Source organism: Streptomyces sp. CBMA123 (genome assembly GCF_014596465.1).
In the GTDB taxonomy this organism is placed as follows: domain Bacteria; phylum Actinomycetota; class Actinomycetes; order Streptomycetales; family Streptomycetaceae; genus Kitasatospora.
In genome coordinates, this window is the sequence record NZ_MECK01000545.1 from 21,584 (window position 1) to 43,864 (window position 22,281).

General features: G+C 73.4%; 18 protein-coding genes and 1 pseudogene. 10 read left to right on the top strand and 9 right to left on the bottom strand.

The genetic code is table 11. The features are described from left to right. Positions 1–737 precede the first annotated feature (737 nt). Positions 738–2,063: a radical SAM protein gene (locus BG452_RS36310; protein WP_188308600.1), complete on the top strand. Its 1,326-nt coding sequence runs from the start codon at positions 738–740 to the stop codon at positions 2,061–2,063. Positions 2,064–2,133: 70 nt separating this feature from the next. On the opposite strand, the gene BG452_RS36315 is transcribed toward BG452_RS36310, so the two are convergent. Then, complete coding sequence (locus BG452_RS36315; protein WP_188308601.1) at positions 2,134–2,958, bottom strand: thioesterase family protein; 825 nt, start codon at positions 2,956–2,958, stop codon at positions 2,134–2,136. Positions 2,959–3,523: 565 nt separating this feature from the next. Here BG452_RS36315 and BG452_RS36320 point away from each other — a divergent pair. Next, positions 3,524–5,071: a Na+/H+ antiporter gene (locus BG452_RS36320; protein WP_188308602.1), complete on the top strand. Its 1,548-nt coding sequence runs from the start codon at positions 3,524–3,526 to the stop codon at positions 5,069–5,071. A gap of 42 nt (positions 5,072–5,113) precedes the next feature. Here the strand turns inward: BG452_RS36320 and BG452_RS36325 are convergent, their stop codons facing one another. Then, positions 5,114–5,551, bottom strand: a complete 438-nt coding sequence (locus BG452_RS36325) for a DUF3592 domain-containing protein (protein WP_188308603.1) — start codon at positions 5,549–5,551, stop codon at positions 5,114–5,116. A 142-nt stretch (positions 5,552–5,693) separates the two neighbouring features. On the opposite strand from BG452_RS36325, the gene BG452_RS36330 reads away from it, so the two are divergent. Both BG452_RS36330 and BG452_RS36335 read left to right on the top strand, forming a co-directional pair. Beyond that, entirely contained in the window at positions 5,694–6,419 is a 726-nt protein-coding gene (locus BG452_RS36330; protein ID WP_188308604.1) for a hypothetical protein, read from the top strand. A 100-nt stretch (positions 6,420–6,519) separates the two neighbouring features. After that, positions 6,520–7,104, top strand: a complete 585-nt coding sequence (locus BG452_RS36335) for a hypothetical protein (RefSeq protein WP_188308605.1) — start codon at positions 6,520–6,522, stop codon at positions 7,102–7,104. A 79-nt stretch (positions 7,105–7,183) separates the two neighbouring features. On the opposite strand, the gene BG452_RS36340 is transcribed toward BG452_RS36335, so the two are convergent. Then, positions 7,184–8,065, bottom strand: coding sequence for a winged helix-turn-helix transcriptional regulator (locus tag BG452_RS36340; RefSeq protein ID WP_188308606.1), 882 nt, complete (start codon positions 8,063–8,065; stop codon positions 7,184–7,186). Positions 8,066–8,137: 72 nt separating this feature from the next. On the opposite strand from BG452_RS36340, the gene BG452_RS36345 reads away from it, so the two are divergent. After that, positions 8,138–9,412 carry an MFS transporter gene (locus BG452_RS36345; RefSeq protein ID WP_188308607.1) on the top strand — a complete coding sequence of 425 codons (1,275 nt, stop codon included), beginning with the start codon at positions 8,138–8,140 and terminating at the stop codon, positions 9,410–9,412. A gap of 144 nt (positions 9,413–9,556) precedes the next feature. Here BG452_RS36345 and BG452_RS36350 read toward each other — a convergent pair. The 4 genes and pseudogenes from BG452_RS36350 to BG452_RS36365 all read right to left on the bottom strand — a co-directional run. After that, positions 9,557–9,751 (bottom strand): annotated as a pseudogene (locus tag BG452_RS36350) (hypothetical protein); the annotation flags it as partial. Positions 9,752–9,803: 52 nt separating this feature from the next. Further along, positions 9,804–10,514: a hypothetical protein gene (locus tag BG452_RS36355; RefSeq protein ID WP_188308608.1), complete on the bottom strand. Its 711-nt coding sequence runs from the start codon at positions 10,512–10,514 to the stop codon at positions 9,804–9,806. Between the two features lie 182 nt (positions 10,515–10,696). Beyond that, on the bottom strand, positions 10,697–11,506 hold the full coding sequence (locus BG452_RS36360; protein ID WP_188308609.1) for a hypothetical protein: 810 nt from the start codon (positions 11,504–11,506) through the stop codon (positions 10,697–10,699). Between the two features lie 211 nt (positions 11,507–11,717). Continuing rightward, entirely contained in the window at positions 11,718–13,811 is a 2,094-nt protein-coding gene (locus BG452_RS36365; protein ID WP_317621393.1) for a glycogen debranching N-terminal domain-containing protein, read from the bottom strand. 166 nt (positions 13,812–13,977) lie between these two features. Between BG452_RS36365 and BG452_RS36370 the strand changes: the two genes are divergently transcribed. From BG452_RS36370 to BG452_RS36390, 5 genes are all read left to right on the top strand, one after another. Further along, positions 13,978–14,970, top strand: coding sequence for a LacI family DNA-binding transcriptional regulator (locus BG452_RS36370; RefSeq protein WP_317621394.1), 993 nt, complete (start codon positions 13,978–13,980; stop codon positions 14,968–14,970). A 56-nt stretch (positions 14,971–15,026) separates the two neighbouring features. Beyond that, positions 15,027–16,280, top strand: a complete 1,254-nt coding sequence (locus BG452_RS36375; protein ID WP_188308611.1) for an extracellular solute-binding protein — start codon at positions 15,027–15,029, stop codon at positions 16,278–16,280. Then, complete coding sequence (locus tag BG452_RS36380; protein WP_223243242.1) at positions 16,270–17,340, top strand: carbohydrate ABC transporter permease; 1,071 nt, start codon at positions 16,270–16,272, stop codon at positions 17,338–17,340. The genes BG452_RS36375 and BG452_RS36380 overlap by 11 nt, the downstream gene beginning before the upstream one ends. Continuing rightward, complete coding sequence (locus BG452_RS36385) at positions 17,327–18,220, top strand: carbohydrate ABC transporter permease (protein ID WP_317621395.1); 894 nt, start codon at positions 17,327–17,329, stop codon at positions 18,218–18,220. The genes BG452_RS36380 and BG452_RS36385 overlap by 14 nt, the downstream gene beginning before the upstream one ends. Positions 18,221–18,396: 176 nt before the next feature. Continuing rightward, entirely contained in the window at positions 18,397–19,737 is a 1,341-nt protein-coding gene (locus BG452_RS36390) for a hypothetical protein (protein ID WP_188308612.1), read from the top strand. 73 nt (positions 19,738–19,810) lie between these two features. On the opposite strand, the gene BG452_RS36395 is transcribed toward BG452_RS36390, so the two are convergent. Continuing rightward, a complete protein-coding gene (locus tag BG452_RS36395; RefSeq protein ID WP_188308613.1) occupies positions 19,811–21,625 on the bottom strand; it encodes a DUF1003 domain-containing protein in 1,815 nt (604 codons plus the stop codon). A 45-nt stretch (positions 21,626–21,670) separates the two neighbouring features. Continuing rightward, positions 21,671–21,934, bottom strand: coding sequence for a hypothetical protein (locus tag BG452_RS36400; RefSeq protein ID WP_188308614.1), 264 nt, complete (start codon positions 21,932–21,934; stop codon positions 21,671–21,673). Positions 21,935–22,281 lie beyond the last annotated feature (347 nt).

Sequence of the window (22,281 nt, forward strand, 5' to 3'; positions counted from 1 at the left end):
CACCGCCGGGGCGGGAGCGGGCCGGGGTGGTGTGACCGTTCTGATGCGCTGGGGCATGGAGCCTCCTCTGAGAGGGATCGCATGAGGTGACGGGTCGTCATCCCGCCCGTCGCGATGGGGAACTCCACGCCGCGGGCCCCGTCTCGCTCGCTGACCAACCGTAGGCGCGAAAGCCCGTTCCGGATCGCAACGGACGATCTTCTACACCCGATAGAGTGAACGTTCATGCTGACGGCGTTCGGTCGTACCCCTGTCATGCATCGGTCCGCCCCTCACCTTGGCGCTCCGCACCCGACCCAGCCGCCCCCACCCTCCCCCGCGCCATGTCAACCCGGTGAACTTCGGGCGTGCCCCGGGGTGGCCGACCGCGTTGTGCCGGTTGTGGCGGGGGCTGTTCGAACGCGGATGACCAATCGGCCTTCGCGTGCCACGAGTTGGTCGCCCACACGAACCTCCTGGACGGAACGGCCAGTGGCAGCGATCTCGATGCCGGACTGCTCCATGCCGTGGCCGGCCCGCCTCATCCCCACCCGGAGACCGCGGGCCCGGAACCTGCTCCGGGCCCGCGAGACCGGGGTGCTCGAACCCGACCGGGACGAGGAGTGCTTCACCGCGATGGACTTCGCGCTCGCACGGCGTCCGGCCGGTGTCGGGCCGGTGTCGGGCCGGACGCGTAAGGAGGAGAAGAATGGGCCGGGCGCCGTGCGAGGAACGCGGCCAGGAAGGAAGACCAGCGCATGGAGAGCCAGGCCCGCAGCCGCACCGCCCTCGTCGAGGACCTCATGGAGCGCTTCCCCGACGTGCCCCGGGAGGCGGTGATCAAGGAGGACCTGCTGCGCGGCGGCATGGCCTTCGACGAGTCCGCCCTCAGCGGCAGCACCGGCGCCGACGGGAGCGGCGAGGTCAAGCCGAAGTCGTACTTCATCTTCTCCTTCGACCACCGCACCCTGCCCGAGCTGGGCGCGGCCGCGCTGAACCGGCCGCCGGAGGAGGTGGTGCTGACCGGCGGACCGTACGGGCTGCGCCGCACGGTCGTGTCGGTGCGGGTCAACCCGGACTCGCCGTACCGGGTCGGCGCGGGTGAGGACGGCACGCTCGGCCTCTACCTCGACGGCGCGCGGATCGCCGACGTCGGCCTGCCGCCGATGCCCGACTACTACCGGCACACCCTGGCCAACGGGAAGTCGGTGATGGAGGTCGCCCCGACCATCCAGTGGGGCTACCTGATCTACCTCACGGTGTTCCGGGTCTGCCAGTACTTCGGCGCCAAGGAGGAGTGCCAGTACTGCGACATCAACCACAACTGGCGCCAGCACAAGGCCGCCGGCCGCCCGTACACCGGGGTCAAGCCGGTCGAGGAGGTGCTGGAGGCGCTGGAGATCATCGACCGCCACGACACCGCCCGCGCCTCCCGGGCGTACACCCTCACCGGCGGCGCGATCACCTCGCAGGTCGGCGGCCGGGACGAGGCGGACTTCTACGGGCAGTACGCCAAGGCCATCGAGGAGCGCTTCCCCGACCGCTGGATCGGCAAGGTGGTCGCCCAGGCACTGCCGCGCGACGACATCCAGCGCTTCCACGACTACGGCGTGAAGATCTACCACCCCAACTTCGAGGTGTGGGACAAGCGGCTGTTCGAGCTCTACTGCCCCGGCAAGGAGCGCTACGTCGGCCGGGACGAGTGGCACCGTCGGATCCTCGACTCCACCGAGGTGTTCGGCGCGGAGAACGTGATCCCCAACTTCGTGGCGGGCGTGGAGATGGCCGAGCCCTTCGGCTTCACCACCGTCGACGAGGCGATCGCCTCCACCCGGGAGGGGCTGCGCTTCTTCATGTCCCACGGCGTGGTGCCGCGCTTCACCACCTGGTGCCCCGAGCCCACCACCCCGCTGGGCAAGGCCAACCCGCAGGGCGCGCCGCTGGAGTACCACATCCGGCTGCTGCGGACCTACCGGGCCACCCTGGAGGAGTTCGGCCTCTCCTCCCCGCCCGGCTACGGGCCGGCCGGACCCGGCAAGGCGGTGTTCTCGGTCAGCTCCTTCATGGACTCGCTGCCGGGCTGAGCCCGCGCCCACCGGCGGTGCTCCGTTCCCCCGCCGTCGGCCGGGGACCGGAGCCGGCGGGCCGCTGCCGTCAGTGCTCAGCTCCCGGCATCGGCCGGACGGTGAGGATCTGCTCGGCCCGGCCCACCGGCCCGTGGACGTCGTGCAGCACGGTGCTGGTGACGCCGTGCCCGGCCGGACCGAAGCTGACGCCGGTGTCCAGGCCGGTCCAGCGGCCGCCGGGGCGGCGGTGGAAGTGGATGGTCAGATCGGTGTTGGGGAACATCCAGGCCGTCGGCTGCTCCCGGACGGCGATGCCGTTGGCGGTGTCCACCAGGGCGATGAACGCGGCGTGCGGGCCGGCGGGCTCCCCCGCGACCAGCTCCAGCGGGGTCGACAGCCAGGCGGCGGCCCGGCCGGGAGCGGCGGAGCGGCGGCGGACCTCCACCGAGGCGATGTAGCCGCCGGCCCACTGCTCGCTCATCGGCCAGGGCTCGAACTCCTCCGGCGCGGGCAGCCGTTCGTCGTGGGTGCCGGCCACGGCGGCGGTGTCCTGCTCGGCCAGGTACCAGGCCCGGGCCCGCACCACGGCCCGGCCGGCGATCGAGGCCACCGCCTCCACCAGCTCGATGGTCCGGCCGGGGCGGAGGGTCTCCACCGTGACCTCCAGCTCGTCCAGGGCGATCAGGCCGAGTATGTCGAAGCTGATCCGGGCCAGCGCCAGCCCGTCGGCGGGGCGGTCGGCCGGGTGCTGGTCGGCGCGGTACCGGTCGATCGCATGGGCGATCAACCCGCCCACCGGACTGAAGTGCTGCTCGTCGGGGTGCCAGGCGCCCTGCGCGTGGGCGGTCGGCTTGTAGTGGTGCTCGCCGGTGCGCTGGTAGTAGCTGTCGGGCGCGGCGGTGGGGCTGGTCACGGTGCGCTTCTCCTCGGGCCGGTTCGCGGGTGGTGCCGTACGGCCGCCGGCCTCGGCGTGACCGGCGTCGCGATCACGATCGTAGGAGCCCGAACCTCCACCGGATCTGTGATGCGCCCCACACCCACCCGCTCCCGGCGGCTCGTCGGCCGGCGTCGGATGGCGTGTGATCTCCGGGTGCTGGGGCTGTGACGAGGGAGGTTGGCCGTGGTGGCGTGCGCAACGGGCATCTTCCCGACGTCCTCGGGGTGCTGCGGCCCCGGCTCTCGGCCGAGCACCTGGTCGCCACGGTCGACAACGGGCTGCCGCTGTCGCGGCCGGCGGAGGCGGTCGGTCGTGGCGTCGCCAAGCTGATTCCCAGTGTCGGCAACGAGATCGGCGCGGGCGTGACCCTGCTCGCGCCCGGCCCGGGACTGGACGACGACCGCACCGGACACCTTCTCGAACACCGCCAAAGGACCGATAAGATGACCGACGGTGTGCCGGGAAGTCTGGTCGGCTCGGGGGACGACTGCGGCGATCGGGCCTCGGCGACCCCGAAGGTTGCGATGGGTCGTTTCTGCAGATGCACGCCGTGGGGATCGTTCTCGTCCTGGTCGTCCTGGCCACCAGCGTGGCCACCTTCGCCCGCCGATGGCGGGTGCCCGCGCCCTCCCTGCTGGTGCTGGCCGGGCTCGGCGTCGCGCTCGTCCCCGGGGTGCCCGCACTGCACGTACCGCCGCAGATCATCGGCGCGGTGGTGCTGCCGCCGCTGCTCTACGCCTCCGCCGAAGAACTGTCGCTGCGCGACCTGCGGACGGTGTGGCGGCCGGTCACCATCCTCTCCTTCGGCCTGGTCTTCGCCTCCGCCGCGGCCGTCGGCTTCGTGGCCGTCGCCGTCGCCGGGCTGCCGCCCGCGATGGCCTTCGTGCTCGGCGCCGTGCTCTCCAGCACCGACCCGGTGGCGGTCACCGCGCTCGGGCGCCGGCTCGCCCTGCCCGGGCGGGTCCAGGTGCTGGTCCAGGCCGAGAGCCTGTTCAACGACGCCACCTCACTGGTGCTGTTCAAGGTCGCCGTCGGCGTCGCCGTGGCGGCCGGCGGCACCGTCGACCTGCCCGCCGCGGGCGGCGAACTGGCATTGCTCGGCGGGGGCGGCAGCCTGGTCGGCGCGGCCGTCGCCGGGCTGGTCTGGCTGCTGCGCCGCCGCACCACCGACCCGGTGCTGGAGACGGTGATAGCCCTGGTCACCCCGTACGCGGCGTACGTGCTGGCGGAGTCAGCGCACACCTCGGGCGTCACCTCGGTGGTGGTCGCCGGGGTGCTGCTCGGCCGCTCCGGCCACCGGCTGACCGACGCCCGGATCCGGCTGCAACTGCACGCCGTGTACGCGGTGGTGGTGTTCCTGCTGGAGAGCGTCGTCTTCTCGATCGTCGGCCTGGAACTGCCCACCCTGGTCCGGGAGCTGCCGGTCGGCGCCGGCTGGTGGCCGCTGCAGTCGGCGGCGATCGCGGCGGTGCTGATCGCCGTCCGGGTGCTGTGGACGCTACCGCTCACCCGCGCCGTCAAACCCAGCCGGGGGCGGCTGTCCTGGCGGGTCGCCGGGGTGGTCACCTGGGCCGGCACCCGGGGCGTCATGCCGCTGGCCGCCGCGCTGTCCATCCCGCTGCTCACCGAGGCCGGCGGCCCGCTCGACAGCCGGCCGCTGGTCCTGGTGCTCACCGTCTCCAACGTCGTGCTCACCCTGGTCGTCCAGGGCCTGACCCTCGCCGCCGTGGTCAACCGCTCCGGCCTCGCCCTCGAACCCGAGCACACCGCGCGCGAGGAGGCGGACGCCCGTGACGAGCTCAACCGCGCCGCCCTGGACCACGTGGACGGCCTGGCCGAGCTGGAGGCCGTCCCGGAGACCGCCGTCGACCGGGTGCGCCGCGCCCTCACCGCCCGGCTCGACCGCACCCCCGAGGCCCCCGACGGCACCACCGCCGACGACGCCTACCGGCAGCTCCGGCACGAGGTCATCGCCGTCCAGAACGACCGGCTGCACCGCCTCTACGAGGAGCACCGGATCAGCGACACCACGCTGCGGGTGCTCCAGCGCGACCTCGACCTGGAGCAGGCGGCCCTGGGGCGGAGCTGACCGCCTCCAGCAGGCCGGGGGGTCAGGTCACCGGAAGTCGGATCACCGGGGTCGGAACATCAGTACGAGCAGGCCCGCCGCGCCCAGCGCGCAGGCCAGCGAGAGCAGGGCCAGCCCGAACTCCCCCGGGGGCGGCGGCAACCGGCGCACCGGATGGACGGCCAGGCCCCGGCCGGGGCGGGACGGGTGGTACAGCACCGTCACCTCGTCCCCCTCCTGGTACCGGCCGCCCTCCGGGCGGTCGTCGCGCCGCAACAGCTCGACGGTCCGCCCGTCCGGCAGGCCGTACACGATCGTGACCCGCCGTCGCTCATAGCCCTCGGAGGTGGTCTGCCAGCGCACCTTCCGCACCCGGCCGACCGTGCAGACCCCGTCCCGACGCAGTGCCCGGGTCGCCCGGCCCGCCGCGGCGAAGCCCACGGCGAGCCCGGCCAGGACGGCCGCCCCGACCAGCAGGAAGAGATCGACTATCGCTCCCACGCCGATCAATGTACCTAGCACGCAACGGAGTTGGGAAGACAGCGGACCGGCTCCGCAGGTCCGGCGGCACCCCGGCCTCCCGGCCGTCCGGCGCTGACGGCACACTGTCGCGAGCACGGAGGAACCACCGAACGGGGTCAGCATGGCCAAGCGTCCGAACAAGAAGCAGAAGAGACCACTCGCGGCCGGGGTCAGCCGGCCGGCCGGGACCGCCCGGCGGCGCCCCCGCAAGGACGTGCCGCTCTCCCCCCGCACGGTGCGCCGCACCGCGCTGCTGGCCGGGCTGGTCGCCCCGCTGCTGATCCTCGGACTGCTCGCGGTGGCCACCAACCCCGACTACCAGGCGCCCTGCACGATCATCGCCGTCCTGGTGCTGATGGCGGCCGTCATCGGGGTGATGATGATCCGCACCAGCGGCTGGGTGCTCTGGCCCGCCGTGCTGCTCGGCGTGCTGCTCCTGGCGCTCCCCACGGCCGCGCTGCGCGCCCAGCTGATCTCCCACCGCGGGGTGGACACCCGGGTCGTCATCACCTCGGCCCACAGCGGCAAGGACAAGACGGGCAAGGTCAGCTGGACCTGCGGCATCCGCCGCGAGGACGGCCGCCCGCTGCCGCACGGCACCATCGGGGGCTTCGGCTGCTCCGGCTCCTCCGTCGGCGGAACCACCACGGCGCTGGCCGACCCGGACGGCTGGGCACCGCCCGCCACCCTGGACGACGACCTCTCCTTCCGCGCCGCCGGAGTCTGGGTCGCGGGCGCGGTGGCCGTCCTCTGGGCCGGGCTCACCTTCGGCGCGGCCCGCCGCACCCTGCGCGGGCGGGGTGGGCGCGGCGGCAAGGGCGGCCGGAGCAAAGGGGCGGCGGCATGACCGGGCGTCGGGGCCGTCCTCGGCCCGCCGACCGCTTCCGGACGTCAAGATCGCGTACAACTGCCTGGCCCCGGGTGGCCCGCAAGGCTAGCGTGACGCCGTGAACGAACTGGTGTTCCGGGGCAAGGACCTCTTCCGCCCCTCCAAGCCGCACCTCATCGGCGCGGCCTGCTTCTTCCTCCTCGCGGTGTCCGCCGGCCTCCTGCGCTCCGGCCCGGTGTTCGCGGCCTGGTCGCTCGCCGCCGTCCTGGTGCTGTTCGCTCCGGTCTTCTACAGCTCGTGGCGGGGCTGGAGCCGGGTCGGGCCCGACGGGGTCACCATCTGCTGGGGGTTCGGGGCCGGCCGGACGTACTCCTGGCAGGAGATCCGCTGGGTCGACGTCCGCGAGACCCCGATCAACGGCGTCACCGGCGGCGGGGGCACGGCCCGGGCGGCGCGGATCTTCACCACGACCGGGCGCCGGCGCTCGCTGCCGGGCCTGGCCTGGAGCCCGATGTACCCGGCCCGGGACTTCGACGTGAACGTCCGGCGGCTGCGCGACTGGTGGGAGTCGAGCACCGAGGAGGCGCAGCGCGTCCGGCCGGCCAAGCAGTTCCGGGACCGGCTCACGCCGACGACGGTGGCGATCGTCGCCCTCGTCCTGATCGCGGTGGTCGGCTGGTTCGTGATCGCCTCGCGGTACTGACCGCCTTCCGCCGCAACGCAGTCGAGCGGGTGCGTCCCCGGCCGGGCCGGGGGCGCACCCGTCGTCGTTCGCCGCGCCGTCAGCCCCGCAGGCCGTCCAGCAGCGCGAGGGCGTCCTCGACCGAGCCGGCCGGGTCGGTGACGGGGTAGAGCACGCCCCGGACGGTGCGGCCGGCGTCGAGGATCAGGGTGAGCCGCTTGAGGCGCTCGACGCCGGCGGCACGGAAGGTGGGCAGCCGTAGCCCGGCGGCCAGTTCCAGTCCGGCGTCGGAGAGCAGTGGGAACGGGATCCGGGCGTGTTCGGCGAACGCGGCCAGCTGGTCCGGGCGTTGGGTGCTGACGCCGTAGACGGCGGTGTCGCGGGCGGCGAACTCGCCCATCCGGTCGCGGTAGGTGCAGGACTCCAGGGTGCAGCCGGGCGCCCCCGGGATGTCGCCCCAGCCGGGCGGGTGGTCCACCCCGCCGGGCGCGTAGGCGCCGGGGTAGCAGTACAGCACCGTCCAGGCGTGGTCGGCGGCGACCGGGTCGACGGCCGCACCGGTGGCGGCGGTGAGTTCCAGGGCGGGCAGCCGGTGGCCGGTGAGGGCCATGACCCGCCGGGTCTCGGCGGAGTCGGGGGTGCTGGTGGCGGAGAGCGTGCCGTCGCCCAGGACGTAGCGCCCACCCCAGTCCTGGAGGGCGACCAGCACCGGCAGCAGCCCGCGGCCGCGCTCCGTCAGGTGGTACTCGTAGCGCGGCGGGTGCGGGTGGTAGAGCCGTTTCTCCAGGACGCCGTCGGCGACCAGGGCCTTGAGGCGCTCGGTGAGCACCTTGCGGCTGATGCCGAGCGCGTTCTGCAGGGCGTCGAACTGGTGGATGCCGCCGGCGACGTCCCTGATCAGGAGCAGGGTCCAGGTGTCCCCGACCACGGTCAGGGCCTGGGAGATCGCGCAGTCGGGGTCAGCCGCTTCCGTGTGCCGCATGATCACCCATTATAGTGAGTTCCCAAAAGGAACTCACTCGGTCGTGCGACCGGTGCCGGCGAAGGGGCGGACATGACGACGAAGACGGCGGACACGGCGAGAACGCTGGACCCGGAGACGAGCGGGGGCCAGGGCCGGGGCGGGGCCGGGGCGTTCTGGCGCTACTGGAGCGCCTCGACGGTCAGCCGGCTCGGCGACCAGGTGACGGCGGTCGCCCTGCCGCTGATCGCGGTGGTCACCCTGCACGCCTCGGCCTTCGAGGTCGGACTGATCACCGGCGCCGCCTACGTCGCCTGGCTGCTGATCGGCCTGCCGGCCGGCGTGCTCGTCCAGCGACTCCCGCTGCGCGGCACCCAGGTCACGATGGACCTGATCCGCGCCGCCGCCGTCGCCTCGGTGCCACTTGCGGCTGCCCTGGGGGTACTGGGGCTGCCCCAGCTGGTCGTGGTGGCCCTGCTGGTCGGCTTCGCCGGCGTGATGTTCGACGTGGGCAACTCCACCTTCCTGCCCGCCGTCGTCCCCAAGGAGCAACTGACCGCCCGCAACAGCCTCGTCTCCGGCAGCATCGCGGCCACCGACCTGGCCGGGCCCTCGCTCGGCGGCGTGCTGGTGCAACTGGTCGGCGGCGCGGCCTCGATGCTGCTGGACGCCGTCAGCTACCTCGCCTCGGCCGCGCTGCTCGGCAGCCTGCCGCCGATCGACCGACCCGCCACCCGGCCGGCCGGCGGCGCCGGGATGCGCGAACAGATCCGCGAGGGCTGGCGGTTCGTCGCCCGGCACCCGGTGATCCGGCCCTGCGTCGCCGACGCCACCGCGGTGAACTTCGTCTGCGGCGGGCTGATGACGCTCACCCCGGTGTTCCTGGTCCGCACCCTCGACGCCCCGGCCGCCGCCGTCGGCGCCCTGATGGCCACCGGCGGCCTCGGCAGCCTGCTCGGCGCCGCCGCCACCCCCCGGCTGGTGGCCCGGTTCGGCGGCGCCCGGGCGCTGCGCTGGGCGGCCGCGGTCGCCACCGCCTTCGCACTGCTGCTCCCGCTCGCCGGGTCCGGCTGGGCCGCCCTGGTCTTCGCCCTCGGCAACGCCGGGTTCTCGGCGGGGGTCGTGGTCACCAGCATCGTCACCCGCACCCACCGGCAGACCGAGACGCCGCCGGAGCTGCTGTCCCGGGTGATGGCCACGGTCCGCTTCGTCTCCTGGGGCGCGATCCCGGTCGGCGCCCTCGCCGCCGGCGCCGCCGCGACCGCCTGGGGCCCGCGCACCGCGCTGCTGCTGGTCGCGGTCGTCAGCGTGGCGAGCCCGCTGATCCTGCTGGCCAGCCCGATCCGCCGGATGCGCGAGCTGGCCTGAGGCCGGGCCGGCGACAGCGCCGAGGCGTCACTGGTGGTGGTCCTGCCGTCCGACGGTCTCCACCGGCGGCCGGCCGGGCGCACCTTCGACGCCTTCCGGACCACGGCCTGGAAGAGTGGCTCCCCATGGTGCGGGGGTGCTGCGCTACGGTGCGCCGGACACATGGGCGCAGGTGGTCAGGGGCGCAGCAGTCAGTGCCGCGGGGGCAGGGGCTGCGAGGGGCAGGAGCGGCAGGGGGCGGAGCGTGCTGACGAGGCCGCCGTCGATGACGAAGTCGGCGCCGTTGACGTTTCCGGCCCGGTCGCCGGCCGGCAGCAGCACCAGGTCGGCGACTTCCTCGGGAGAGGTGAAGCGGCCGGTTGGGGCATGTGCGGCGGCCTGCTCGCGGACCCTAGAGCCCGCTCGGCCAGTTGTACCCGCTCGGCACGGTGACCGAGGCGTTCTCCTCGGCTGTGCCGTACACCAGGGCGATCTCGTCGTGGGCGTGCAACCGGACGGCCGCCGGGTCGCCGCCCACCGGCTTGCCGTCGACGTACGCGGTCAGCGTGTGGGTGGCGTCGGTGCGCAGCCCGCCGAGGTGGTCGGCGGAGGCGGAGACCTGCCACTCGGTCAGGAACTGGCCCAGGGTGAAGTCGGCGCTCACCGGCGACTCGACGTGGATGACGCCGCTGGTGTCATGGGTGTGCAGCGGGCTGATCCGTTGGGCGCTCTCGTCGATGCCGACCAGCGCGGGCACCGTCACGGGCTGTCCGTCGGCGTAGACGTCGAGGTGCGCGTGGATGTGCAGGGCGGTGCCCTCGGCGCCGAGCATCGGCAGGCCGGCCGCCTTCACGGCCGCCGCGACGTCGGCGGGCGCGTCCCAGGGCGGCGGGGTGGTGCGGCCCTCGGCGGTCGTCCGGGGGTGGGCCGGGACGCCGCTGGGGCTGGAGGAGCCCTGGTTGGTGGCGATCACGACGGCGATCCCGCCGATCACGACGAGCACCAGCAGGACGATGGCTCCGCCCACCAGCCATCGCCGGGACCGGGCGTGCCGGACCTCTGCGGCCCGGAGCGCCGCGACACGGGCCTTCCGGCCGGAGGGCCCCGGGTTCTGCGCTGACATGGCTGCCGGCCTCCTCGCTCGAGGCGGTTCGTCCCTTCAGCCTCGCAGAGTCCGCCCCGCCGAGCGCGGTGAGCCGGACGCCGGACGCGCCCGGTGGCCGGGCGGCCACCGCGGGTGGCGGCGCGCCCGGAACGGCCTCGGCCCCGGCTCCCCACGAAGGGAGCCGGGGCCGAGGCGCGCGGTCAGCGCTGGCCCGGGTAGCCCTGCTGCCCCGGCTGGCCCGGGTAGGGCACGTTCGGGACCTGCGGCGGGTACGGCTGGGCCTGCGGCGGCACCTGGGCACCCGGCTGCGGCGGGTACGGCTGGGCCGGCGGGTAGGCCTGCGGCGCCGGGTAGGGCTGCGCCTGCTGCTGCGGCGGGTAGGGCTGGCCCTGCTGCGGCGGGTACGGCTGCGCCTGCTGCGGCGGGTAGGGCTGGCCCTGCGGCCCGCCGAAGCCCTGCGGCTGCTGCGGGATCATCTGCTGGCCGGGCGCCGGCTGGGCCATCGGCTGACCGGGCGTCTGGTAGCCCGGCATCGGGTAGCCCTGGTTCTGCGGGGTGTCGAAGGGCTGCGAGCCGGCGTCGATCGACCCGGGCGGGAAGGCGGCGCTCAGCTGGTCCATCTCGGCCCGCCAGATGCGGTGGATGTTCAGGCGCACCGGGCTGGAGTCGCCCGGCATCTGGAGGTACATCGAGCTCCAGATGCTCGCCCGCTTGACCCGGCTGACCGGGAACGCGTGCCGCGGGTAGGCCGCGACCACGTCGCCGGGGCGGTTGTTCCAGCGGTTGGCCGAGTTGACCACCACGTGGCTGTTGGTGAGTGTCAGGAAGTAGTACCTGCGGGTCAGCACGATGATCAGGCCGACGAGCGGAATCTCACCGAGCGCGGCGGCGAGCCACGGGCTGGGACCGCTCTCCGCGTGCACGCAGGCGATGAAGGTCTCCCCGGGGGGCGCGACCTGCGTGAGCTTCTCGATGACCTGGGCCTTCTGCTTGGCCCGGAGGAATGCCATGTCTTCTGTACCTCTTACCCCGTCGTGTCCGCCGGCTCGGTGCGGCGGGAAATCGGCTGAGGTTAGCAGGTGGTGATGACACTTCGAACACCAGCGCCGCCGGGCCGGGCGGCACCCCGCCGGGCCGGGGACCGGCGGGGCCACGTCGGCATACGGAGCATCCGACGACTGCTTGGGTCGCGGAGGTCAGCCCCGGGCGCGGCGGAGCGGATCAGCGCACGGTGGTGACGGTGAAGCCCTCCGGGGCGCGCAGCCGGACGGCGCCGGTGTGATCGGTCTCCGCCTCCACCGGCAGCCCGGCCACCGTCAGCCCGCCGATCCGCAGCGACTCGTAGCCCGCCGGGACCCGCTCCCGCACCCAGAGCCGGCGATTGGGGGCGTCCGCCGCCAGGCCGAGCAGCGCCTGCAGGACCAGAACGGCCGCCGCGGCGGCCCAGGCCTGGGGGCGGCAGGAGGCTGGGTACGGGACGGGGCGGGCGTACTGGGCGCGCGGGTAGCCCGCGTACAGCTCGGGCAGCCGGTGGTCGAACGCGGCGGCGGCGCGCACCAGTCCGGCGGCCAGCGGGGCGGCGGCCTGGTGCAGTCCGGCGCGGGCCAGGCCGTACACGGCGATGGCGCTGTCGTGCGGCCAGACCGAACCGGTGTGGTAGCCCAGCGGGTTGAAGCCGGCGGTGGCGGCGTCCAGGGTGCGCAGGCCGAAGCCGCCGTCCAGGCCGGGGGCGGTGAGCCGCCGTGCCACCAGCGCGCTCTCCTCGGCGTCCAGCAGGCCGGTGCCGAGCAGGTGGCCCAGGTTGGAGGCGATCGAGTCGACCGGGCGCTTGTCGCGGTCGAGGGCGACCACCGGGTACCGGCCGTCCTCGTCCTGCGCCCAGAAGCGGTCGCGGAAGCGCTCGCGCAGCCGCTCGGCCCACTGCCGCCACCGCTCGGCGCCGGGGCGGCCGAAGGCCTCCAGCAGGTCGGCGCTCTTGACGGCGGCCTCGTGGGCGTAGGCCTGGACCTCGCTGAGTGCGATCGGGGCGGCGGCGATCCGGCCGTCGCGGAAGCGGATGCCGTCCGAGGAGTCCTTCCAGCCCTGGTTGGAGAGGCCGCGGCCGGTGCTGTCGACGTACTCAAGGAAGCCGTCGCCGTCCGGGTCGGCGTACCGCTCCAGCCAGCCGAGGGCGGCTTCGGCGTTCGGCAGCAGTTCCTCGACCTGCTCGGCGGGCAGGCCCCAGCGCCAGGCGTCGTGCAGCAGGACGAGCCAGAGCGGGGTGGCGTCGGCGGTGCCGTAGTAGCTGGGCGGCAGGTGGGAGCCGGTGTCCAGGTGCTGTTCGGCGCGGCGCACCTCGTGCAGGATCTTGCCGGGCTGCTCCTCGGTGGCCGGGTCGACGCGGCGGCCCTGACGGCGGGCCAGGGTGCGCAGGGTGCCGGCGGCGAGTTCGGTGCCGAGCGGGAGCATCATCCGGGCCGCCCAGAGCGAGTCGCGGCCGAACAGGGTGAGGAACCAGGGTGCTCCGGCGCCGAGGAAGGTGTCGGCGGGGCGCAGCGGGTCGGTGAGCAGCAGGCCGCGCAGGTCGTGGTGGGAGCGGGTGAGCCAGTGGGCGAGGTGGTGGTCGCGGCCGGTGACCTCGGGAGTGCTCCAGGGGGTGGTGGCGGCGGCGGGGAAGAGGTCGCCGTCGCGGTGTTCGGCGGTGCACTGGAGGACGGCCTGCCAGCTCTGGCCGGGGGCGAGTTCGAGGTCGTAGCCGAGGGTGCCGGTGGCGGCGTCGCGGTGGTGGGGGGCGGGGGTGAGGGTGAGGGCGGCGGTGAGCGGGCCGTCGGTCCAGCGCAGCCCGTCGTCCTCGCCCGTGGGCGTGAGCGGGGTGGCGGTGCGGCCGGCCTTGACGGTGTCCATGGTGGCGAAGTCGCTCTCGGCGCGGATCTCCAGGCGCAGCCGGGCGGGGAGGGCGCCGGCGTTGTGGAGAGTGTAGCGCTCGACCAGGCGGCCGGGGTGGAGGTCGCGGCGGCGTTCCAGGGTGGTGGCCGGGTCGGCGGTCCGTTCGGCGAGGCCACGCAGCACGGTGACGAAGGCGGTGTGGCCGTCCGGGGCGTCGACGGTGGCGACCGGGGCGTTGGGGACGCCGGGGGCGCCGACCTCCAGCCGGGAGAGGATGCGGCGGTCGCCGTGGTAGAAGCCGTCCGCGCCCTCGGTGATCCGGCCGTCGGGGCGGGCGGCGCAGAAGCTGGGGGCGGCCACGGAGAGCCGGGCGTCGTGCAGGAACGGCTGCAGCTCGATCGCTGACATGGTCTCCTCGTTCTCGGTCGGGGTCTTGACAGTTGCTTCCACCCGGGCGCAACCTTTCTGCCATTGGAGCGTTCCAAGACATTAACTCCCCTGGTGGGATTGATGGAACCCCCGCTTGGAACGCTCCAAGCTCAGCTCGATGGCGCCAGAACCTAGGATCACCGTCATGCATGCACACTCTTCGCCCCGGCCCCGGACGGGGCCCGCCGTGACCCTCGAAATGGTCGCCGCCCGGGCCGGCGTGGGCCGTCAGACGGTGTCCAACGCGATCAACTCCCCCGAGCTGCTGCGCCCCCAGACGCTGGAACGGGTCCGGCACGCCATCGACGAACTCGGCTACCGCCCGCACCGGGCCGCCCAGGCGCTCAAGACCAGGGCCAGCCGGCTGATCGGCTACGGCATCCGCTCCAGCAGCACCGGCGTCCCCACGCCCGTCCTGGACCAGTTCCTGCACTCGCTCTCCGAGGCCGCCGACCGGGCCGGCTACCGGGTGGTGCTGTTCGCCGTCGCCCCCGGGGACGACGAACTCACCAGCTACCAGCAGCTGCTGGACGAACACGGCGCCGACGGCTTCGTGCTCAGCGGCACCGACCGCGGCGACCGCCGCCAGGGCTGGCTGCACGAACGCGGCGTCCCGTACGTCGCGTTCGGCCGCACCTGGTCCGGCAAGGACGTCGGCGACTGGGTCGACGTGGACGGCGCCGCCGGCACCTCGGCGGCCGTCCGCCACCTGGCCGGGCTCGGCCACCGCCGGATCGGATTCCTCGGCTGGCCCAAGGGCTCCGGCGTCGGCGACGACCGCGCCCGCGGCTGGCAGAGCGCGATGCGCGAACTCGGCCTGTCCACCCGCGGCCGCCGGGTGGAGAGCCCGGACGACCCGGAACGCGCCACCGAGGCCGCCGGCAAGCTGCTCGCCGGCGGCGCCACCGCCGTGGTGACCGCCAGCGACACCCTGGCCGTCGGCTGGTACCAGGCACTGCGCCGGGCCGGCCGCACCCCCGGCCCGGAGGCCGCCGTCATCGGCTTCGACGACTCCCCGATCGCCCCCCTGCTGTCCCCCTCGCTCTCCACCCTCGCCCAGCCGCTCGACGCCGTCGGCCACGCCTGCATGCGGCTGCTGCTGGAACGCCTCGGCGACCCCGACCGCCCCATCGAACACGTCCTGCTGGAACCGGAGTTGGTCCTCCGCGAAAGCGCCTGACGCCCCTCCCCCGAAGGTTCGCCACCACCCCTCCCACCCTCGCAAGGAGATCCCGCATGGCCACCTCCCGCACCCTCGCCGCGGCCGCCGTCTGCGCGGCCGTCGCCCTCGGCGCCGTCACCGGCTGCTCCTCCTCGGGCGGTTTCGGCGACGCACCGGCCAAGCAGTCCTCCGGCGCGAACCAGAGCCTGACCGTCCTGATCGCCACCTCCGGCGAGGCCGAGACCGCGGCCGTCAAGGCCGCCACCGCCGACTGGGCGAAGAAGACCGGCAACACCGTCACCGTGCAGATCGCCGGCAACATGAACCAGCAGCTCGGCCAGGCCCTGGCCGGCGGCAACCCGCCGGACCTCTTCTACGTCAACTCCGACCAGTTCGCCAACTACGCCAAGGGCGGCTCGCTGTACGCCTACGGCGACCAGATCCCGGACGCCGCCGACTTCTCCGAGCAGCTGCGCACGGCCTTCAGCCACGACGGAACGCTCACCTGCCTGCCCAAGGACAGCTCCACCCTGGCCCTGGCCGTCAACACCACCCTGTGGCAGCAGGCCGGCCTCACCGAGGCCGACTACCCCACCACCTGGCAGCAACTCGCCGACGACGCCGCCAAACTCACCAGGAACGGCGTGACCGGCCTGGTCACCGCCCCCGACTACCAGCGGCTCGGCGCCCTGCTCAAGGAGGCCGGCGGCTGGCTCACCAACCCCGAGCAGACCGCGATGACCGCCGACAGCCCGGCCAACCGGCAGGCGCTGGAGTACCTCCAGGGCCTGCTGAAGTCCGGCTCCGCCGCGTACGTGGCCGACGTGGACGCCGGCTGGGGCGGCGAGGCCCTCGGCAAGGGCAAGGCCGCGATGACCATCGAGGGCAACTGGCTCAAGGGCGCGATGGCCAAGGACTACCCGGACGTCCGGTACCAGGTCCTCCCGCTGCCCGCCGGCCCGGCCGGCCCCGGCACCCTCGCCTTCAGCAACTGCTGGGGCATCGCCGCCAAGAGCCGCCACCAGGCGGCCGGCGTCGACCTGGTCAAGCACCTCACCTCCGGCGCCCAGCAGCTGGAGTTCGCCAAGGCCTTCGGCGTGATGCCCTCGCGCACCAGCGCGCTGGCCACCTACGCCCAGCAGTACCCCGAGTCCAAGGCCTGGGTCGACGGCGTCGCCCACTCCCAGGCGCCCGTCACCATAGCCGGGTTCAACCAGGTGCTCGGCCAGTTCAACACCGACCTCCAGTCACTGAAGTCGGGCGACCCGGCGACCATCCTGGGCACCCTCCAGCGCAACGGCGAGCAGGCCGTCAAGCATGCGAAGTGACACCGGAGCCAGGCTCGGGCGCCGCCTGCGCGAGGGAGCGTGGGGCTGGCTGTTCACCGGCCCCATGGTCCTGGTCCTCGGCCTCTTCATGGTGCTGCCGATCGCGATGGCGCTCTGGGTCAGCCTGCTGCACTGGGACGGCCAGTCCAACCCCTTCGGCGGCGACGCGGACTTCGTCGGCCTGGACAACTACCGCCGGCTGTTCGCCGACGACGGCCTGGACCGCACCCTGTTCGCCACCTCGCTGCGCAACACCCTCTACTACGTGCTGCTGACGGTGCCGCTGCAGACCCTGCTGGCGCTCTTCCTCGCCATCGCCCTCAACCAGCGGATGCTGCGCGGCCGGGGAACTCTGCGCACCGTGTTCTTCTTCCCCTCCGTCACCAGCTCGATCGCCGTCTCCACCGTCTTCCTGTTCCTGTTCCAGGGCAGCGGCGCCGTCAACCGGATGCTGGGCTGGATCGGGGTCAAGGGCCCGAACTGGTTCGCCGATCCGCGCGGACTGGTCTGGCTGGTGCTCGGCCGGTTCGGCGTGGACCAGCCCGCGCCCGCGGCCGGCGGCCCGCTCGGCCTCTCCTGGTCGGAGTGGTTCGCCGGGCCCTCGGTCGCGATGTGCACCCTGATCCTGATGGCCGTCTGGACCACCTCCGGCACCTTCATGCTGATCTTCCTGGCCGCACTCCAGGACGTCCCGCGCGAACTGGAGGAGGCCGCCGCCCTGGACGGCGCCGACCGGCGCCAACTGCTGCGCCACGTCACCCTGCCCGCGCTGCGGCCCGTCCTGTTCCTGGTGCTCACCCTCGGCCTGATCTCCACCTGGCAGGTCTTCGACCAGGTGTACGTGATGGGCAAGGGCGCCCCCGGCAACACCACCCTCACCCCCGCCTACCTGTCCTACTCGTCCGGCTTCGACAACGCCGACTACGGGCAGGGCGCCGCCATCGCGTTCGTCCTGCTCGGCCTGGTCCTGCTGTTCACCGCCGTCCAGCGGTGGGCCCTGCGGGAGCGGGACGGCCGTGCGCGACGCGGCCCGAAGGGAGCACGCCGTGCTCCCCGCTGACCAGGCCGCCCAGGAGCGGCCGGTCCTCGGCCGCTTCCCCCGGCCGCTGCGCCTCCTCGGCTACACCGCCCTGCTGGGCTTCGCCCTGCTCTACCTGCTGCCGTTCCTGCTGCAACTGGCCAACAGCTTCAAGACCGACCCGGACGCGGCCGCCCACCCGATGACGCTGCTCCCGGACGGCGGCACCCTGGCCTCCTACCGTCGGCTGACCGGGCAGGCGCGGGGCGTGGAGAACGTCCCGTTCCTCAGCTGGCTGGGCAACAGCGCGCTGGTGACCGTCCTGGTCACGGCCGGGCGGGTGCTCTTCGACTCGATGGCCGGCTACGCCCTGGCCCGGCTCCGGTTCCCGGGCCGCCGGCTGCTGTTCGGCTTCGTGCTGGCGGTGATGGCGGTGCCCGGCGTGGTGCTGCTGATCCCCAAGTTCCTGGTGCTGAAGAGCTTCGGCATGTTCGACACCTACGGCGGGATGGTCCTGCCGCTGCTGGTCGACGCCGCCGGGATCTTCATCATGAAGCAGTTCTTCGAGTCGGTGCCGCGCGAGATCGAGGAGGCGGCCCGGATCGACGGCGCCGGGACGTTCCGGATCTTCTGGTCGGTCGTGCTGCCGATGTCCCGGCCCTCGCTGATCACCCTCACCGTGCTCTCCTTCCAGGGCTCCTGGAACGAATTCACCCACTTCCTGGTCTCCACCCAGTCCAGCGAGCACGACACCCTGACGACCGGTCTGGCGCACTTCGTCTCCGGCGGCCTCGGCTCCGGGACGCAGTACCCGCTCAAGCTGGCGGCGGCGCTGCTCTCCACCGTGCCGGTGGCGGTGCTGTTCTTCTGCTTCCAGCGGCACTTCGTGCGCGGCGCCAACTCCGGCTCGTCCAAGGGCTGACGGGAGGCAGCGCGGCCGGGGCGAGGTGGGTGACACCGTGCGGGCCGGGAGGGGCGAAATCCGGTCAAAAGGTCCTGATTTCGGCCTGATCCATTAAAGTCGGGGTCAAATAATCGTGTGCATCCTTGCTGATACTGTGCTGACATGTGTAGGCGCTGCGGTGCTCTTCGCCGCAGGTGAGGGATCGGCCTGACCCTGTTTCGATCAGGCCCTGTCACAGGAGTTCCACCATCAACACCGCCATCCGCAAGGCCGCGCGCGGCACGCTGCCCGTCGCCGTCACCGCCTCCGTCCTCGCCGCCGGCCTCGCCGCCTGCGGGACCGCCGAGCAGCTCTCGGCCGGCCAGAAGGTGTCGAAGGCCTTCGGCAAGGTCGGTGACGGCACGTCGGCCACCTTCACGCTCTCCGTGGACGCCACCCCCGAGCAGATCGTCGCCTTCACCAAGGCCACCGGCGACGAGGCCGTCGACGAGCAGAGCGCCAAGGGGACGTCCGGCCTCTCCATATCCGTCGCGGTCTCGGCCGACAAGCCGCTCAAGGACGTCGACGCCTTCAAGAACGCGGGCGCGAAGGATCAGAAGGACGTCACGCTCGACAAGTCGGTGCGGATCTCCTACCGGATCGCCGACAAGAAGGGCACCCCGCTCCTGGAATACCGCCAGGTCGATGCCAAGGGGTACCTGCACGTCGACATGAAGAGCGTGCTCAAGCTCACCGGCCAGGACGCCTCTGAGGTCGACACCGTCGCCAAGGACCTCCCCGCCGACATGGCCCCCGCCAAGGCCGTGCTGAACGGCAAGTGGGTCTCGCTCGACCTCCAGGAGCTGGCCGACGAGGCCAAGAAGGACGACGGCGCCAAGGGCGGCAAGCCGGAGGCGGTGCCCTCGGTCGACCCGCAGGCCGGCCAGGAGCTCTTCGACTCGCTGAAGGACGTGTTCAACCGGACCGTCACCTTCGAGGACAAGGGCAAGCAGGACGGCACCGAGCACCTCTGGATGAGCGCCCCGGCCCGCCAGGCCGTGGACGAGCTGTACAAGGCCGTCAAGCCGCTCTCCGCCAAGTTCCCGCAGCAGTTCAAGAAGTTCCCGGCCGAGGCCCCGACCGACGTCCCGGACCGCAAGGTCGGCGTCGACCTCTACCTCAAGGACGGCGCGTTCGACTCGGCCACCTTCGACCTGGCGCAGCTGGCCGAGAAGATCGAGCCGGGCGTCAACTTCCCGGTGAAGCTGGCCTTCAAGCAGGAGGCACCGAAGGTCGAGGCCCCGGCCGACGCCACCAAGATGACCAGCGAGGACGTGGTGAAGACCTTCCTCGCACTGGCCGCCGGCGGCGAGGACCCGAGCGCCGCGGACCACGCGGCCTCCGGCGTCCCGCCGTTCACCACCGACGCCGCGCCGCTGACCGACGCCCAGCTCAAGCAGCTGACCGCGCTCGGCGTGCCGGAGGCCCAGGCCCGGGCGTTCAACAAGATGGGCCTCGGCTTCGAGGACATCAAGGCCATGACCGAGGAGAAGTGACCCCCTCCTGACGCACCGACCGACCGGCCGACCGCGGAAGCGGTCGGCCGGTCGTGTGCTGCTCACCGGCGGATCAACCCCGCTTGCGCAGGCTCACCTTGGCCGGCCCGGGCATCGGGGCCTCCGGGTCGCTCGCCAGCCGGACGGCCTCCATCGCCGCGAGTTCGTTCGGCACCCGGGTGCGCGCGCCCAGGCCGAGGAAGCCGCCCTCCTCGTTGGCGTCGGCGACCACGGTGGCGATCTCCAGCAGGAAGGCCCGGAACTCGGCCAGTTCGTCCGGCGCCTGCTCCGCGACGATCCGGGCCGCCACCCGGACGGTCTCCAGCGCGGGCCCGCGGTACTCGGCGTAGCGGGTGTCGGGGCGCAGCCCGGTGTCGAAGGTCGAGGCGGCCGCGAGTTCCCGGACGAAGCGGCGCGGGTGGGTGGTGCTCGCCCCGCGCAGCAGCTTGACGATCGCGATGACCTCCTCGGGGTCGGCGGCGCCCTCGGCGAGGGCGACCAGCACGCCGGCGGCCATCAGCGCCCGGCCGAGCGTGGCCCAGTCCGCCGGGTCGAAGTCCAACTCCCCCGGCCCGTCGGCGACCCGGCCGATCCGCACCACCTGGAAGCCGACGCCGGCGAGCACGGCGGGGATCAGCCGCACCGACTCCACCGTGCGGGCGCGGGCCCGGTCGGACAGCTCCTCCCAGGGCAGGAACGTCGCCCGGCCGTCCCGCTGGCCGGGGACGAGCACCCCGGGTCCGGTGCCCGTCCCGTAGCGGTGCTCGTGTTCGTGCTCCAGCCGGGCCAGCACCTCGGCCTCCTCCTCGGTGAAGTCCTCGAAGCCGCCGACGGCGTCGGGGGCGGCCTGCTCGGAGGTGGGCACCATCAGGCAGCCGACCGCGGCGAGGCGCTCCCCGAGCTGGTGGGCCTGGCGCCGGTTGGCCGTCCGCAGTTCCTCGGGCAGTTCCTCCCAGGGCAGCAGGGCGGGCCGGCTGCCCGCCGCCTCGCCGTCCTCGACCGCCGCCGCCACCCGGCTCTGGTGGATGGCCCGGGCCAGGTGCCGGGTGACCTGGGCGTTGGTGTAGTCGGCCAGGCTCTCGATCACCCGGCCCTGCGCCTCCAGCCGGGCCTTCATCCGGCCGCATTCGTGCAGCACGGCCTCGGCGTCCAGCAGGGTCTGCTCGGCGCGGCGGTCACCGGCCTTTCCCAGCACGTCCTGGCCGACCATGATGACGATCATGAAGATCAGCTGGGCCAGCGTCGACAGGAAGCTCATGAAGGCGAACGGGTACGGGTCGAAGGTCTGCAGCCCCCACCGGGACAGGCCGATCCAGACCACCTGGGTCACGGCCGCCAGGTAGAAGGCCCACATGCTGCCCAGCCGCCCGGTCAGCCAGGCGGCGATCCGCCCGTTGGTCCCGGTGACCTGGTCCAGTGCCTGCGGCGGCTGCTGCACCCGGTGCCGCTGGATCCACGGGTGCGCGCTGGTCTCCAGCAGGCTCACCCCGCGGCCGAGCGCCCGGTCGTGCCGGTCCAGGTGCGCCTGGAGGTCGGCGACGCCGGCGAAGATCGCCTCGGCGTTCTCGTAGGTCTGCACCGCCCGGCGGTCGGCGGCCTGGCCCAGCACCCGCTGGCCGACCAGGATCGCCAGGCAGAGCACCAGTTGGACCACGTTGTCGAGGAACAGCAGGAAACCGAAGGGGTACGGGTCGATCGCGTGCAGCGGCCCCCAGGTCGCCAGCGCCATCCAGCCGCCGACCAGCACCAGGGTGACGTACAGGGCGGGCATCGAACCCACCGCCCGGGTCAGCGCGGCCGCGAACGCGCCGTTCAGGCCGACCTGTTCGTCCGCCATCGCCACCGGCTGCTGCCGTAGCTGGTCGATCCCCGTACCGGCTTCCGTCACGCCCGCTCCTCACCATCGAGTCCGGCGCCGTCGCCGGAGCCGTGTTCATGATGACAGCGGTCGCACGGGCCGGTCGGCCGTTGGACTCCGATCTTGACGCCGCGTCAACGCGGTTCGGGCGGCGGGCGCGTGGAGTTCGACCCGGCCGTGGCGCAGGTGGTTGCGGTGGCCGTCGGCGAACTCCAGCCGCAGGCTGTGGTCGGCGGGGGCGTCCACGACGACGGCGCTCTCGACCGTGCCGTAGGAGGACTCGCGGTAGACCCACACCTGGTCGCCGATGTGGAACTCCGGCGTCTCGGAGACGATCACCGTGCCCCACCTCCTCTCTCACCGGTCTGTACGGATGCGAGCGGTGGAACGCTCAGTGGCCGCGCGGTCGCTCGGAGGCGCTGGGGCCGACCGGCCGGTCCGGGGGGCGTCGGTGAGGCGGGAGAACACACTGCTCGCGCGGACGGTGCGGGGGTGGTCCACCGGACCGCAGCCGACGGCGGCGGACTCGGCGTGGGATCCCGGGCCGTGGCGGGTGACGGGCGGCGGCGGGCTGGGGACGGGCGCGGAGCCGTCCACCGCCGCGCCGGGCCGCCGCCCGGGTACCGGTGCTCGGGCGGCGGCGGACAGGTCCCCGGGTCAGGCGTGGGCGGCGGCGCACTCCGGGT

What these genes read in the sequence shown, in the direction of transcription:
- BG452_RS36310 (WP_188308600.1), top strand. Translation starts at nt 738, where the DNA reads ATGGAGAGCCAGGCCCGCAGCCGCACCGCCCTCGTCGAGGACCTCATG.
- BG452_RS36345 (WP_188308607.1), top strand. Translation starts at nt 8,138, where the DNA reads ATGACGACGAAGACGGCGGACACGGCGAGAACGCTGGACCCGGAGACG.
- BG452_RS36330 (WP_188308604.1), top strand. Translation starts at nt 5,694, where the DNA reads ATGGCCAAGCGTCCGAACAAGAAGCAGAAGAGACCACTCGCGGCCGGG.
- BG452_RS36340 (WP_188308606.1), bottom strand. Translation starts at nt 8,065, where the DNA reads ATGCGGCACACGGAAGCGGCTGACCCCGACTGCGCGATCTCCCAGGCC.
- BG452_RS36320 (WP_188308602.1), top strand. Translation starts at nt 3,524, where the DNA reads ATGCACGCCGTGGGGATCGTTCTCGTCCTGGTCGTCCTGGCCACCAGC.
- BG452_RS36375 (WP_188308611.1), top strand. Translation starts at nt 15,027, where the DNA reads ATGGCCACCTCCCGCACCCTCGCCGCGGCCGCCGTCTGCGCGGCCGTC.
- BG452_RS36380 (WP_223243242.1), top strand. Translation starts at nt 16,270, where the DNA reads ATGCGAAGTGACACCGGAGCCAGGCTCGGGCGCCGCCTGCGCGAGGGA.
- BG452_RS36360 (WP_188308609.1), bottom strand. Translation starts at nt 11,506, where the DNA reads ATGGCATTCCTCCGGGCCAAGCAGAAGGCCCAGGTCATCGAGAAGCTC.
- BG452_RS36355 (WP_188308608.1), bottom strand. Translation starts at nt 10,514, where the DNA reads ATGTCAGCGCAGAACCCGGGGCCCTCCGGCCGGAAGGCCCGTGTCGCG.